Raw genomic sequence first — 13,112 nt, 5'->3', positions numbered from 1 at the left:
GCTGCAATACGTCAATACGTAACTTAGTCAGATTCAGTTCGCCGCGGGCAGCGCAGCGTCGCTGGCAACCGCTTCGGTCGACAAGCGCACGGCCAGTGCGCAGATCGCGCTGAGCATGACGATGACGGCGAGCATGACGAGGGCTTGATGCAGGTCGCCCATGCCCTTGAACAGGAACCCCGCAGCCACCGCACCCGTGTTGCCGCCGGCGCCGACGATGCCGGCCACCCCGCCGAGCGCCTTGCGGTCGACGAACGGCACGATCGCGTACGTCGCACCGCACGCCATATGGGTCATCAGGCCGAAACCGAGCATCGCGGCAAACGCACCGACGGCATCGTTCGCATGCGCGAACACCAGCAGGCCGGCGCCTTCAGCGGCGATCAGGAAGAACAACAGGGCAATACGGGCCGACAGGCCACGACGTGCCGACAGCCAGTCGGAGACAATGCCGCCAAGCGGCCGCGCAAAGATGGCCAGCAATCCGAAGCAACCCGCTGCCACACCGGCGAACGCAAGCGTCGCGTGGAAATGCTCGACGTAGTACAGCGCGGCGATGTTGTGAATAAAGACTTCGACACCGAAGCACGCGCCGTACGTGACGAAGAGCATCCACACGCGATAGTTGCGGGCCGCAAGTGCGAGGCTGTGCCATCCGCCCTTCTTGCCGCTTTCGATGGTGACGCCTTGCGCGCGCAGTTCGGAGAAGTTGCCTTGCGGGCAGTCTTGCGTGAGGCGCCAGTAGAAGAACGCAATAACGGGCATCGCAACGGCGGGCACGAGCAACGTCAGACGCCATGCGACTGCGCTCGTTGCGCCCCATCCGACGATCGCTGCGAGCATCACGGGCACAAGCAACTGCGCTGCACCTGCGCCTGCATTGCCGAACCCGGCACTCGTTGCATTCGCCGCGCCGACCACCTTGCTCGCGAACATCACGGACGTGTGGTACTGCGTGATCACAAAGCTCGCACCGACCGCACCGATCGCGAGACGGCACAGCAGAAACGGCAAATAGCTTTGCGAGAGCGCTGCGCCGACGAGCGGCAACGTGCCCAGCAACAACAGACCGACGTACACCTTGCGCGGGCCGAACCGGTCGCACAGCGGGCCGACCAGCACACGCACAAGAATCGTGATCGCGACGGCGGCGATGTTGATATTCGCGACTTGATCGGCCGTGAGCTTGAACTCCTGCTTGATCAGCGGCATCAACGGCGCACAGGCAAACCATGCAAAGAAGCACACGAAAAACGCGAGCCAGGCCATATGGAACGCGCGCATCGCAGGACCGCGAGCGCTTAGCAGGTCAATGGACGTCGCTTTGTCAGTCATGTCAGTTGCCCGTAGTAAACGAACACGGCGTCCCGCAAGCCGGGTCGGTAGACCATGCTCAGGGGACGCCGTTGTCCAAAAGTATCGAAGGGTGTTTTGCTGCGGACGCATCGCCGTTGATGCGCGTACGGTCCTTAAGGCAAGAGGTGTGCCATGCGACATCGAATGCCCCGAAACCCTTGATGGATAAGGCTTAGCGGGTCAATAGACGGGCCGTCAGCCGGAGGGGGCGGCAAACCAATATGAATCGCAGCGGCACATGGCTGGTGCGACGCAGCACTCCGGGCGTGCGGGAAGAGTGCACAGGGAAGGTGCCTTAGCGGCGCGCTTTAGCGCGAAGTCGAATTGAAAGCCATAGCCATGCGTATCAGATGAAGGCACACAACGTGCTGTCTCGCCCGTCGCGCGTGTCACACACGTGACGCACTGCGCGCGCAACGTATCTGTGAGATTGTGCGGTCCTTCGTGATCGCACGGAGACGGATCGACTGCACTCCCCCGACACGACCGGGGACGGTTTGCAAACGACAGGCGACCGGTATGCGATTTCAGTTTGGCATACCACGATCGCCCTGACTTCAACGATGTGGCACGACTTATCATGCAAAAGAACATTCTGATTGGTGCAAGTGCATTGCACCGCTGCGAAGATCAGTACGAATACGAACTCGAGCGGGCGCGCACGCGGCTCGCCGAACAGGCGCCCGACCAGGGGCTGCTCGCGACGCTGCTTGCGATCGTCGGCGAATTCACGTCGCGCTACGGCGCCGACGATCTCCGGCATTTCCTCCTGCTGCTCAAGCGTCAGCTCGATGCGTCGTCGCGTTCGCAGGCCGCCGGTCTGGTCGCGCACTATCTCGACTACGGCACCGGCGACGAGCGCGTCTCGCACTGCGCGCATTCGGACGCACGCATGGCCGCATTGTCGGTGCATCGCCCGGCATCCCGGTCATCGTGCGTCGTTCGTCGCCCGCGTCAATAAATACGAACCGCTTGCGGTCGCCGACGGCGAAGCCGTTGTGCTCGTGCATCCGCTCCCGCGACAGCCTATCCGCGGATCCTGAATCCATCGCGGCGCCCTTCCACGCTGATCAGCGATAACCCGAATTTCGAGCGACTATCGCACGGTAGCGAACGCCTTTCGCGCATCGACATGCGAAAACCGCTCGCCTGATATTGCCCCGCTTCTCCAGCACGCCTACTCTTGGGCCATCGCCTCGCACGAGGCCATGCGCCGTCGCAAGCGTCTGATTCACTGACGCACTGACGCCTGCGAACACTCTTCCGCGGCGCGACATTCCAAGAGTCCGGAGACAGGCATGCATTTCTTCCCCCATCGACACGCCGCCGATCTGTCGCTCGAAACCGACGAATCGCAAAGCTCAGCGTCCACCACACTCAGTGGCGCCCGCAAGCGCACGCATGTGCGCTTCGTCGTGCTCGCGCTCCTCGCGATCTGCACGATGATCAATTACCTCGATCGCACCGTGCTCGGCATCGCCGCGCCCGCGATGACCAAAGATCTCGGCATCGGCGCCGCGGTCATGGGCGTGGTGTTCTCGGCGTTTTCCTGGACCTATGCACTCGTGCAGGTCCCCGGCGGTGTGTTTCTCGATCGATTCGGGAGCAAGGTCACGTATTTTCTCGCGCTGACGTTCTGGTCGTTCTTTACGTTGCTGCAAGGCTTCGCGGTCGGTCTCAAGTCACTGTTGCTGTTCCGGTTCGGCCTCGGGATCAGCGAGGCGCCGTGCTTCCCGACCAATAGTCGCGTGGTTGCGACGTGGTTTCCTCAACAGGAACGTGCGCGTGCGACGGGGATCTATACCGTCGGCGAATATCTCGGGCTGGCCTGCTTTGCACCGTCGATCTTCTGGCTGGTCGCGACGTTCGGCTGGCGCGCACCGTTCTTCGTCGTCGGCGCCGTCGGCATTGTGTTCGCCATCGTCTGGTGGCTCGTCTACCGCGAGCCGCATCACTCGCGCCGGGTCAATCGGGCCGAGCTCGACTACATCGCCGAAGGTGGCGGTCTCGAGCCCCCGGGCGGACGCGAAACGCTGAAGTTCTCGTGGGCCAATGTCGGAAAGCTGATGCGCCTGCGTCAGATTTCCGGCGCGTGCCTCGGTCAGTTCGCCGGCAACACGACGCTCGTGTTCTTCCTGACCTGGTTTCCGACCTATCTCGCGACCGAACGTCATATGGGCTGGCTCAAGGTCGGCTTCTTCGCGATCATGCCGTTTCTCGCAGCCGCCGTTGGCGTCATGTTTGGCGGCTGGGTGTCCGACGTGCTGCTCAAGCGCACGGGCTCGGCCAACATTGCGCGCAAGCTGCCGATCATCGTCGGCCTGCTCGGCGCCTCGACCATCATCGCGGCCAACTACGTTCAAAGCGATACGACGGTCATCGCCATTCTCTCGGTCGCTTTCTTTGGCCAAGGGATGGTCGGCCTCGGCTGGACCCTGATTTCGGATATCGCGCCGAAGAACCTGATGGGTCTGACCGGCGGTCTTTTCAATTTCTGCGCGAATCTGGCCGGGATTATTACGCCGCTCGTGATCGGCTTTATTGTCGCGGCGACCGGTTCGTTCTTTTATGCGCTCGCCTACGTTGCCGCGGCTGCATTGATCGGCGCCCTGTCCTATATCTTTATTGTCGGAGACGTGCGACGCGTCGAGATCGCCGAGTGAAGCACCCCAGTCTGGAACGAGAACATCATGATCAACGGCAACACGCAGCTCATCGCCCATGTCGGCTACCCGACGAGTACTTTCAAGTCGCCGATGATCTATAACCCCTGGTTCGACAAGAACGAGATCAATGCGGTCGTCGTACCGATGGGGGTGCTGTCCGACGATTACCCGATGTTCCTCGAATCGCTGTTCCGCCTCACGAATATCCGCGGCGCGCTGATCACCATGCCGCACAAGGTCACGACGATGAGCCTTGTCGACGAAGTGACGCCGACGGCGAGTATCGCGGGAGCCTGCAATGCGATTCTCAAACGTGCCGATGGCTCGCTGCTTGGCGATCAGTTCGATGGCGCGGGGTTCGTGCGAGGGGTCGAGCGTAAAGGTCGGCCGATTCGCGATGCTCGCGCGTTAGTGCTCGGTAGCGGCGGTGTCGGCTCGGCAATCGCCGCATCGCTTGCCGCAGCCGGCGCGGGTGAAATCGCCTTGTGCGATACGAATACGCTCGCTGTGCAGGGTCTGGCTGATCGCCTGCGCAAACACTATCCGTCGCTTGTCGTGCGCACCGGATCGAAAGACCCGGCCGGGTACGACATCATCGTCAACGCGACGCCGCTCGGCATGAATGAAGACGACCCGCTGCCCTTCGACATCGATCGCATCGCCCCGTCGACCTTTGTCGGCGAAGTCGTGATGAAAGCCGAATTCACGCCGATGCTGCGTGCGGCCAAGAAGAAGGGCTGCACGGTCCAGGTCGGCACCGACATGCTGTTTGAAATGATTCCGGCGTATCTCGAGTTCTTCGGGTTCGGGACGACGACACCGGAAGAACTCCGAGCGGTGGCGCAGATCGAGTATTGATCCGATGCAGGCTCGCTGCTCAGTGGAGATTGGTCGCTACTGAATCGCTATTGAGTCGCTACTGCGTCACGATCAAGGCGACGGCGCATCGGTATGGGCCCCGGTCGGTGACTCAATGCATATGCATACCGCCGTTGATCGCGAGGTCTGCACCGGTGATAAATCCTGCGTCCTCCGAGCACAGGAAATGAACCAGTGCCGCGACTTCGTCGGGACGTCCAAGTCGCCCTACAGGAATCTGCGGAAGGATTCTTTTCTGCATGACGTCTTCGGGTACAGACTCCGTCATCGCGGTCGCAAGGTATCCCGGCGAAACCGTGTTGACGGTCACACCGAACTTCGCGAGTTCAAGCGCGAGCGCTTTCGTAAACCCGTGAATGCCGGCTTTGGCCGCCGAATAATTCGTTTGTCCGAATGCGCCGCGTGATCCATTCACCGAACCGATATTGACGATACGGCCAAACCCACGTTCGACCATATCGGTCACGAAAGGCTTGGTCATGTTGAACAGCGCATCGAGATCGGTACGAATGACGGCATCCCAGTCGGTCGGTGACATCTTGAGAAACGTTGAATCGCGCGTGATGCCGGCGTTGTTGATCAGAATGTCGATCGGTCCATAGTCGCCTTGCACGCGCTGCGCGCAACGCTGGCAAGAATCGAACGCTGTCACATCGAGTTCATAGGCCTGGAAATGGCGCCCTGCTTCCTTCTCAGTTGAAAGCCACGTTGCAACATGGTCGTTCTTTCCGGAGTGCGATATCGCAACCTCAATCCCCGCATCGCACAATTTTCTCGAGATAGCCGCACCCAGACCACCCATCCCGCCGGTAATGAACGCTACACGTCGCTGCGCCATGTTCTTCCTCCGATGTACTCGTGACAGAGAACTTACGTAGCCGTCGGCGGCGACCCGTATCGAAAGACGCGGAAGCGCGCATTTGCTGCACGCGCACGCCACGACACCTTTCGACACGGCTCACCGGCGGCTGAACTGCTATCACTATAGTTGGCCGAAGGGGCATCTGAACGGAAAGATCCGATCATTCAGGACCGGTCACACCCATTGACTTCACACTCAACGACAAGCGCATTCAACGGGCATATCGATGCTCAACGACCGTGTGAACGCTTTTCCGTCTTAGCTTTGCGGCGACGTTTTAGGGCTCCTCGAGCGCGCGTCCGGCCGTTTGATATCTCGTCGACCAATTCGCATATCTGACGCGCTGCGTCCACGGCAGAATTAGCTTTCAACCGAGTGACGTGTGCACTTAGGCGATAGTCGGCTTCCACGCGTAGCCCTTTGAGTTTTCGGAGTTCGGCGCCAATCCACTGAACTGCTGAAGGATTGCCTTCGCGCTCGAGCCGACAGATAACACGCTCATGCGCCCCTCCTTGCAGATCCCCCGACCACGAACTTCCAAACTTTCTTGCGAGCGGACGGGCAACGTGGAATGTCGCATAGTAAGCGCGACTAATACAGTTGCGACAATTGATCTCCGCGCCCGACTTGATCATCGCCCGGGCCGAATCAAGAAACGCTGATGCATGTACGGACATTACAGACCTCCTTTATCCGTATCGGCAACGGTCGAGACCGACTGAAAATGGTACGACTCGTACGTAAATAGCAAGAGTCGGTATGCCTCGTCACCGCAGCGATGCCTGTATTCCTTGACGAGCGCGTGGTAAAGGGGCCGGCGCTTATCCGTGAGCGCATCAATCTGGATTTCGATTCCCTCCGACTCCTCTCCGAGGGACCGTACATCCACGCCCAGGATTTTATGACCTTGCTCACGAGCGAGCGAAACGGCAAGCTCTATCGCCTGAGCAAAAACAGGTTCATCAACTCCGCGCTCCTCTGCCCTCTCGAGGAACTCACCGATTTCCTCGATCTCGGAAGCAAGGTTCATCTTCTGGTGCCATGACGCGCCCGAGCGTTCCGCGATATCGAACAGCGTGGATAACACCTCGATTGCTTCGCGAAACTCGCACACAGCTTGATACACATAACCGGCTTGCCGCAACACCGTGGCGTCGTTCGGATAACGGCTTACTGCGTCACGCGCCAGCGCACGCGCGGCAGTCAACTCGCCGGTTCCGATTGCAATCATCATCGCCCCCACCGCCATGAAGGCGTCGTCGTGCATGGCACGAGCGTTGTCGACGCGTGCCGCGAGTCCCTCATGCTCTCCCAACGCGTATTCAGCCACCGCTGACGCCATTGCGTGCGCGGCGAGGTCACGTGCACTGTCGCAACGGAGCGACTCGATCTTTGCACGCAAACTCCGAATCCCTTCGCCTTGTGGTTCCTCAATGCGATTGCGAATGCAGGTCAACAGATCGTTGATCCACTGCCAGCCCACAATACCGGCCTCGGGCGACAACTCGAACAGGCCGAACGGACGAAGGAGAGCATCGTGTTTTTCACGTTCGTCGCCGACTTCGTAGTCGTCTTCCTCATCGTCCTGCCCACCCGCGCATTCGACCGAATCGTCGAACTCGCCGTCCTCGTCCTCCTCGTCTTCGTCATCCATATTGAAGAGCGCGCAGCGCATCATCACGGATTCCTCAATAAATCCCGCCCACCGCCGTTTCGACAAACCTACTTCCGTCCTCATAAAGCCTCCCTTTCGGCAAAGAACTACCGCAACAACAGGGATGAATACTAATTATGTTGCGTACAAAATACTTTTTTGAGACGCATTGAATTTTTAAATCGGGCGCGCAAAAGCGCTAGGCGTTCGGAAATTTCTGAACGCCCGGCGGATAAGGAGATGCGACTGGAGATTTAAGGCATGAGACCTGCGTGGCGACGACCGAAGCCGCGAGAGCCGCGGCGAAACCGCTGCATGGGTCGGCCACGTCGGTATGTACCCGGCGGCTTCGGTGCCCCAGGCGACGTGGTCCGTGCTTACGCGACGTTGTCCGTACTTACGCGGCGTCTTCCGTGCGTTGGCGCCGCTTCGAGGCGCGCGCTTCGCCCATGTTCGACACGCGCTTGCGGACCGAAGGCGTAGGCGTAGGCGTAGCGGAAGGGTTGGAAGCCATGGAAGGCGTGGAAGGCGCAGAACCGACGGAAGACGTGGAAGGCGCGGTAGCGACCGAAGACACCGGCGTCACGACTTTCTTCGCCCCGCGTTGCTTCGCACCGAGCCGTTCGTCACGCTCGGCGATCATCGCATGCAGCAGTTGTGTGGTTTGCAGACGCACCACGCGGCGGATCTTGTCGAGACGCTCGCCGTTCACGTCTTCCCACCCGAGCGTCTTGAACGCGGCGAGCCGCATAACGTGAAACACGTGTGCCGAGCCGCCGAGCGCCATCGTGCGCAGCAGCGTCTCTTCATTGTCGTGTTCGAGCCCGAGCAAGCGGCCGACGATTGAGGACTTCGCATGCACGATGCAGCGGTTCGCCCGCTCGTTGAGGATATTGAAGCCCGTGCCCGGACCGAGGCCGGCCTGCTCGCGCGCCATGAACAGACGCCACTCGTCCGCCTCGCGTGACTGGAACATGAACTCGACCGTGCGATCCTGAATCGCCAGATACGCTTCGACGAGCGTCTCATCTTCGCAACGCTCGGCTTCAAGCGCGCGTTCGGCAGCGCGGACCGGCGCTTCGATCTCCGTCCAGACGCGATCGATGATGTGGCGCAGGCACGCGGCGTACACCCCTTCCTTGTTGTCGAAGTAGTACTGGAGCGCCGGTGCGTTGACACCTGCGCTCGCCGCGATGTCCCGCGTCGACGCGCCGTCGAATCCCAGATCGCCGAATAGCCGTATCGCCGCGGAGATGATCCGCAAGCGCGTCTCCTCTCCACGTTGATATCCACCTTCTGCCGAGTGCCTGGGCCGTGACGTGCGATTCATCGCCAAATCAATCCGTATTGAAAGTCCGTACAAATATAACAGTTGACAGAAGTTTTCCAACTGGAATAATTCTGCCAATTGGAAAAAATCTGGAGTTCGTGTTCATGTCCGCAACCGCACCCGCCGGCGACGCAGGCAGCCTCGCCGCGCCGGCCAAACGTTCGAACCGCAAGGCCGTGCTGCTTGGCATCGGCGCCGTTGCAGCCCTTGGCGCCATCGCCTGGGGCGTGCACTGGTGGACGGTCGGACGCTTTATCGAATCCACCGACGACGCCTATCTGCAGGCCGACAGCGTGACCGCCGCCCCTAAAATCTCGGGCTACATCGCTGAAGTGTATGTCGGCGACAACCAAACCGTTAGCGTCGGTCAACCGCTCGTGCGTCTCGACCCGCGTCAATATCAGGTGAGCCTCGATCAGGCGAGCGCGACCATCGCCGCCCGCAAGGCCGATATCGCACGCGCCGAAGCCGAACTGGCGCAGCAACAGGCCAATATCGCCCAGGCGCGCGCGCAAGTCGAAGGCGCCAGGGCGAGCGATGCCTATGCCAGCGAACAAGTCTCGCGGTATGCCCCACTCGCGGTGACGGGCGCCGAAACCGACGAGCGCATTGCCGAGCTGCGCAATACGCGCAAGCAAGCTGCGGCAACGCTTGCGGCCGATCAGGCCGCGCTCGACTCGGCGCAAAAGCAGATCCCGACCACGCAAGCGCAAGTGCTTCAGGCGCGCGCGCAACTCGCCGCCGCCGTCGCCAATGCAAGTCAGGCCAGGCTCGATCTCGACGACACCATCGTGCGCAGCACGATCGCCGGCCGCGTCGGCGACCGTGCCGTGCGCGTCGGTCAGTACGCACAGCCGGGGACCCGGCTTATGACGATCGTGCCGGTCCAGGACATCTACCTTGAAGCCAACTTCAAGGAAACGCAGCTGGGCCTGATGCGTCCGGGCCAGCCCGCGACGATCCACGTCGATGCGCTGTCGGGTGAAGACCTGCATGGCACCGTCGACAGCTTCTCGCCCGGCACCGGCGCTCAGTTCGCGCTGCTGCCGCCGCAGAACGCCACCGGCAACTTCACGAAGATCGTGCAGCGCGTGCCCGTGCGCATCCGTGTCGATGCAAGCGACGCAGTGCGTGCCCGCCTGATGCCCGGCCTGTCGGTCACCGTGAAGATCGACACGCGCAGCGGCCGCGACGCCACCGCAGCCAACGAAGGCGATCAGCATCGTGGCTAGTGTGGCCAACGCGCAGGCGGCGCCTGCCCATCCGCCCAACGCCACCGCGGCAGACTGGATCGCCGTCGCGGCCGGTTCGCTCGGCGCCTTGCTCGCGACCCTCGATATCTCGATCACGAACTCGGCGCTCCCGCAGATCCAGGGGCAGATTGGCGCCGCCGGCACCGAAGGCACATGGATCTCGACGGGCTACCTGATGTCGGAAATCGTCATGATTCCGCTGACAGCGTGGCTCACGCGCGTGTTCGGGTTGCGCAACTTCCTGATCACGAACACGCTGCTGTTCACCCTGTTTTCGATGATGTGCGGGTTCTCGCACAGCCTGCCGCAAATGGTCATTGGTCGCATTGGCCAGGGCTTTGCAGGTGGTGCGATGATCCCGACCGCACAAACCATCGTAGCCACGCGGTTGCCGCGGCACCAGATGCCGATCGGCATGACGATGTTCGGGCTGATCGTGCTGCTCGGCCCGCTGCTGGGCCCGGTCGTCGGCGGATGGCTCGCCGAGAATATCGACTGGAGCTGGTGCTTCTTTCTGAACCTGCCCGTTTCGATCGCGCTGATCGGCCTGCTGCTGTTCGGGCTTAAACGCGATCACGTCGACCTGCATCAGTTCGTCAATGCGGACTGGCTCGGCATCGTCGGCCTGACGGCCGGCCTGAGTTGCCTGACGGTCGTGCTCGAAGAAGGCCAGCGCGAACGCTGGTTCGAATCGTCGATGATCGTCTGGCTCAGTGTCGTCGCCGCGTGCGGCATCGCGGTGCTGCTGATTGCGCAATTCACCGCAAAGCGGCCGATCGTGCGGCTCTCGTTGCTCAAGAACAAGAGCTACGCGAGCGTGATCATGATCGTGTTCACGGTCGGCGCAGGCCTGTACGGCATCGCGTACCTGCTGCCGCAGTTCCTGAGCACGGTGGCCGGATACAACGCGGAACAGTCAGGCGCCGTGATGCTTGTCTCCGGTGTGCCGGCGTTCATCATGATGCCGATCCTGCCGCGCGTGATCGGGAAGATCGACTCCCGGATTCTGGTCATCGCGGGGCTCGCGTGCTTTACCGCCAGCTGCATGGCCGATATCGCGTTGACCGCCCAAAGCGTCGGGCATGACTTCTTCGCCTCGCAGCTGCTGCGCGGTGTCGGTCAGGTGCTCGCGATGATGCCGCTGAACCAGGCGTCGATGGCCGCCGTGTCGAAGCAGGAAGCCGGCGATGCGGCCGGGCTCTACAACATGGCGCGCAATCTCGGCGGTTCGGTCGGTCTTGCTCTGATCGGTACGTTTATCGATCGCCGCACGACGTTCCACGATCAGATCATTCGCGAATCGGTGACCGCGAATAGCGCGATCGGGCAGGAACATATCCAGGCAAGCGCCGCCGGCTTCTTCGCGAGCCATGGCGACGCCGCCTTCGCCAAGCTTCAGGCCCTGGGGCAGCTCGCCGCGCAAATCGATGTTCAGGCGATCGTCATGACGTATTCCGAGACCTTCTACGTGCTCGGCATCGCGCTTGCGCTGTGCGTCCCCCTCGCCTTCCTTCTCAAGAGACCGTCGGCTGGCACGCCCTCGGCGGGTCACTGATTGTCGATGAAGTCCTTATGACGTCCACGTCCAGCTTGTTTATTCGTCCGGCGCTCGCGCAGCGTTGCGCCATTGCCGCGGCAGCCGCCTTGATGGTCGCCGGGTGCACGGTCGGCCCCGACTATCACGGCGCCCCGGAAGTGGCCAGCGATGCCACGCACGCCGCATCGTTCGTGCGCACGCCGGCCACCGGCATGGCAACGACACCCGCGGTCTCGCAGTGGTGGATCACGTTGCACGACCCGGAGCTCACGCACCTGATCGAAGAAGCGCTTGAACAGAGCCCGACCATTCATGCCGCTCAGGCTCGCTTGCGCGAATCGCGCGCAGGCTTGCAGGAACAACAGCGCGATGCCTTGCCCAAGGCGTCGGCGAGTGCTGCCGACATTCGCGTGCGTGCGCCCGATACGTCGATCCTTCAGAGCAACTCGAACAACTCGGGTGGCTCGTCAGGTTCATCGGGGTCCACGGGTCGCGGACCGGTCGATCTGTATGAAATCGGCTTCGACGCCAGCTGGGAAATCGATCTGTTTGGCGGCACCCGGCGCGCGATCGAAGCGGCATCAGCTCAGTCGGATGCGACCGAAGCCGACCTCGCCGACGCACACGTGCAGCTCGCCGCCGAAGTCGCGCAGGCCTATATCGACCTGCGCGATCAGCAGCAACGCCTCGATCTCGTTCGCAAATCGGCTGACCTCGAAGCGCAGATGCTCGATCTGACGCGCCAGCGCCGTGCACGCGGCGTCGCATCGGATCTCGACGTCGAACGCATTCGTACGCAAGTCGAAACGACAAAGTCGGATCTGCTGCCGCTTGACGCGCAAATCACCGAGTCGCTCGACCAGCTCGCCCTGCTGACCGGCCGCGAACCCGGTGCGCTCGATGCCGAGCTGAATCCGGTGGCCCCGTTGCCCGTGCTACCCGAAACGGTGGCCATCGGCGACCCGGCCGCGCTGATGCGTCAACGCCCGGACATCCGGTCTGCGGAACGCAAGCTCGCGGCACAGAACGCGCAGATCGGCGAACGCGAAGCCGACTGGTTCCCAAAGCTCACGCTGTTCGGCGACCTAGGCTTCACGGCTGCTGATCCGGGCCACCTGATGCGCAAGGACAACTTCTCGTGGGTCGGCATTCCGTACCTGCAGTGGAACGCGCTCGATTTCGGCCGCGTCAAAGCACGTGTCGATCAGGCCAATGCATCGCGCGACGAGGCTGAAGCGCAGTACCAAAGCGCGGTGCTCGGCGCGCTGCGCGACGCCGATGTGGCGCTGTCACGCTACGGTCATCAGCGCGAAAACGTCTACAGCCTGCGTACGGTCGAGTCGTCGGCATCGCATACGGCTCAATTGACTCGCCAGCGCTATCAGGCCGGCGTGTCGACCGCGCTGGACTGGCTCGATGCGGAGCGCACGCGTTATTCGGCCGAGCAAAACCGGATCTCGGGCGATGCGGCCCTGATCAAGGACTACGTCTCGTTGCAGAAGGCGCTGGGCCTTGGATGGATGCCTGCGGGCTGAACGCGTTCGGGTTGTGACGCGATGGCGGATTCGCGGCGGC

11 protein-coding genes are annotated in these 13,112 nt (G+C 61.8%); 6 read left to right on the top strand and 5 right to left on the bottom strand.

Annotated features, from left to right (window positions below; genetic code table 11):
• Positions 1 to 33: 33 nt before the first annotated feature.
• The gene (locus ACMFWR_RS19995; protein ID WP_413196430.1) at positions 34 to 1,335 is read right to left on the bottom strand and encodes an MFS transporter; all 1,302 of its coding nucleotides are present in this window, start codon (positions 1,333 to 1,335) and stop codon (positions 34 to 36) included.
• Positions 1,336 to 1,936: 601 nt separating this feature from the next.
• On the opposite strand from ACMFWR_RS19995, the gene ACMFWR_RS19990 reads away from it, so the two are divergent.
• The 3 genes from ACMFWR_RS19990 to ACMFWR_RS19980 all read left to right on the top strand — a co-directional run bounded on the left by ACMFWR_RS19990 (position 1,937) and on the right by ACMFWR_RS19980 (position 4,880).
• Positions 1,937 to 2,317: a hypothetical protein gene (locus ACMFWR_RS19990; RefSeq protein WP_413196429.1), complete on the top strand. Its 381-nt coding sequence runs from the start codon at positions 1,937 to 1,939 to the stop codon at positions 2,315 to 2,317.
• 337 nt (positions 2,318 to 2,654) lie between these two features.
• Positions 2,655 to 4,019, top strand: coding sequence for an MFS transporter (locus ACMFWR_RS19985; protein ID WP_413196428.1), 1,365 nt, complete (start codon positions 2,655 to 2,657; stop codon positions 4,017 to 4,019).
• Between the two features lie 27 nt (positions 4,020 to 4,046).
• Positions 4,047 to 4,880, top strand: coding sequence for a shikimate dehydrogenase family protein (locus ACMFWR_RS19980; RefSeq protein WP_413196427.1), 834 nt, complete (start codon positions 4,047 to 4,049; stop codon positions 4,878 to 4,880).
• 112 nt (positions 4,881 to 4,992) lie between these two features.
• Here the strand turns inward: ACMFWR_RS19980 and phbB are convergent, their stop codons facing one another.
• The 4 genes from phbB to ACMFWR_RS19960 all read right to left on the bottom strand — a co-directional run bounded on the left by phbB (position 4,993) and on the right by ACMFWR_RS19960 (position 8,681).
• Positions 4,993 to 5,739 (bottom strand): acetoacetyl-CoA reductase, encoded by a 747-nt coding sequence (phbB, locus tag ACMFWR_RS19975; RefSeq protein WP_413196426.1) that lies wholly within the window; start codon positions 5,737 to 5,739, stop codon positions 4,993 to 4,995.
• 254 nt (positions 5,740 to 5,993) lie between these two features.
• Positions 5,994 to 6,398 (bottom strand): hypothetical protein, encoded by a 405-nt coding sequence (locus tag ACMFWR_RS19970; protein ID WP_413197298.1) that lies wholly within the window; start codon positions 6,396 to 6,398, stop codon positions 5,994 to 5,996.
• Positions 6,399 to 6,439: 41 nt separating this feature from the next.
• The gene (locus ACMFWR_RS19965) at positions 6,440 to 7,501 is read right to left on the bottom strand and encodes a tetratricopeptide repeat protein (RefSeq protein ID WP_413196425.1); all 1,062 of its coding nucleotides are present in this window, start codon (positions 7,499 to 7,501) and stop codon (positions 6,440 to 6,442) included.
• Between the two features lie 313 nt (positions 7,502 to 7,814).
• Positions 7,815 to 8,681 carry a CerR family C-terminal domain-containing protein gene (locus ACMFWR_RS19960; RefSeq protein ID WP_413196424.1) on the bottom strand — a complete coding sequence of 289 codons (867 nt, stop codon included), beginning with the start codon at positions 8,679 to 8,681 and terminating at the stop codon, positions 7,815 to 7,817.
• A gap of 170 nt (positions 8,682 to 8,851) precedes the next feature.
• On the opposite strand from ACMFWR_RS19960, the gene ACMFWR_RS19955 reads away from it, so the two are divergent.
• From ACMFWR_RS19955 to ACMFWR_RS19945, 3 genes are read left to right on the top strand one after another with little or no spacing between them, the layout of a single operon-like run.
• Positions 8,852 to 9,979 (top strand): HlyD family secretion protein, encoded by a 1,128-nt coding sequence (locus ACMFWR_RS19955; RefSeq protein WP_413196423.1) that lies wholly within the window; start codon positions 8,852 to 8,854, stop codon positions 9,977 to 9,979.
• Positions 9,969 to 11,555 carry an MDR family MFS transporter gene (locus tag ACMFWR_RS19950; protein ID WP_413197297.1) on the top strand — a complete coding sequence of 529 codons (1,587 nt, stop codon included), beginning with the start codon at positions 9,969 to 9,971 and terminating at the stop codon, positions 11,553 to 11,555. The genes ACMFWR_RS19955 and ACMFWR_RS19950 overlap by 11 nt, the downstream gene beginning before the upstream one ends.
• Before the next feature lie 17 nt (positions 11,556 to 11,572).
• Positions 11,573 to 13,072, top strand: coding sequence for an efflux transporter outer membrane subunit (locus ACMFWR_RS19945; RefSeq protein WP_413196422.1), 1,500 nt, complete (start codon positions 11,573 to 11,575; stop codon positions 13,070 to 13,072).
• The last annotated feature ends 40 nt before the right edge of the window (positions 13,073 to 13,112 follow it).

It is taken from the genome of Pararobbsia alpina (assembly GCF_965118125.1).
Classification (GTDB): Bacteria; Pseudomonadota; Gammaproteobacteria; order Burkholderiales; family Burkholderiaceae; genus Pararobbsia; species Pararobbsia alpina_A.
This window is presented reverse-complemented; position numbering and strand designations above follow the sequence as displayed.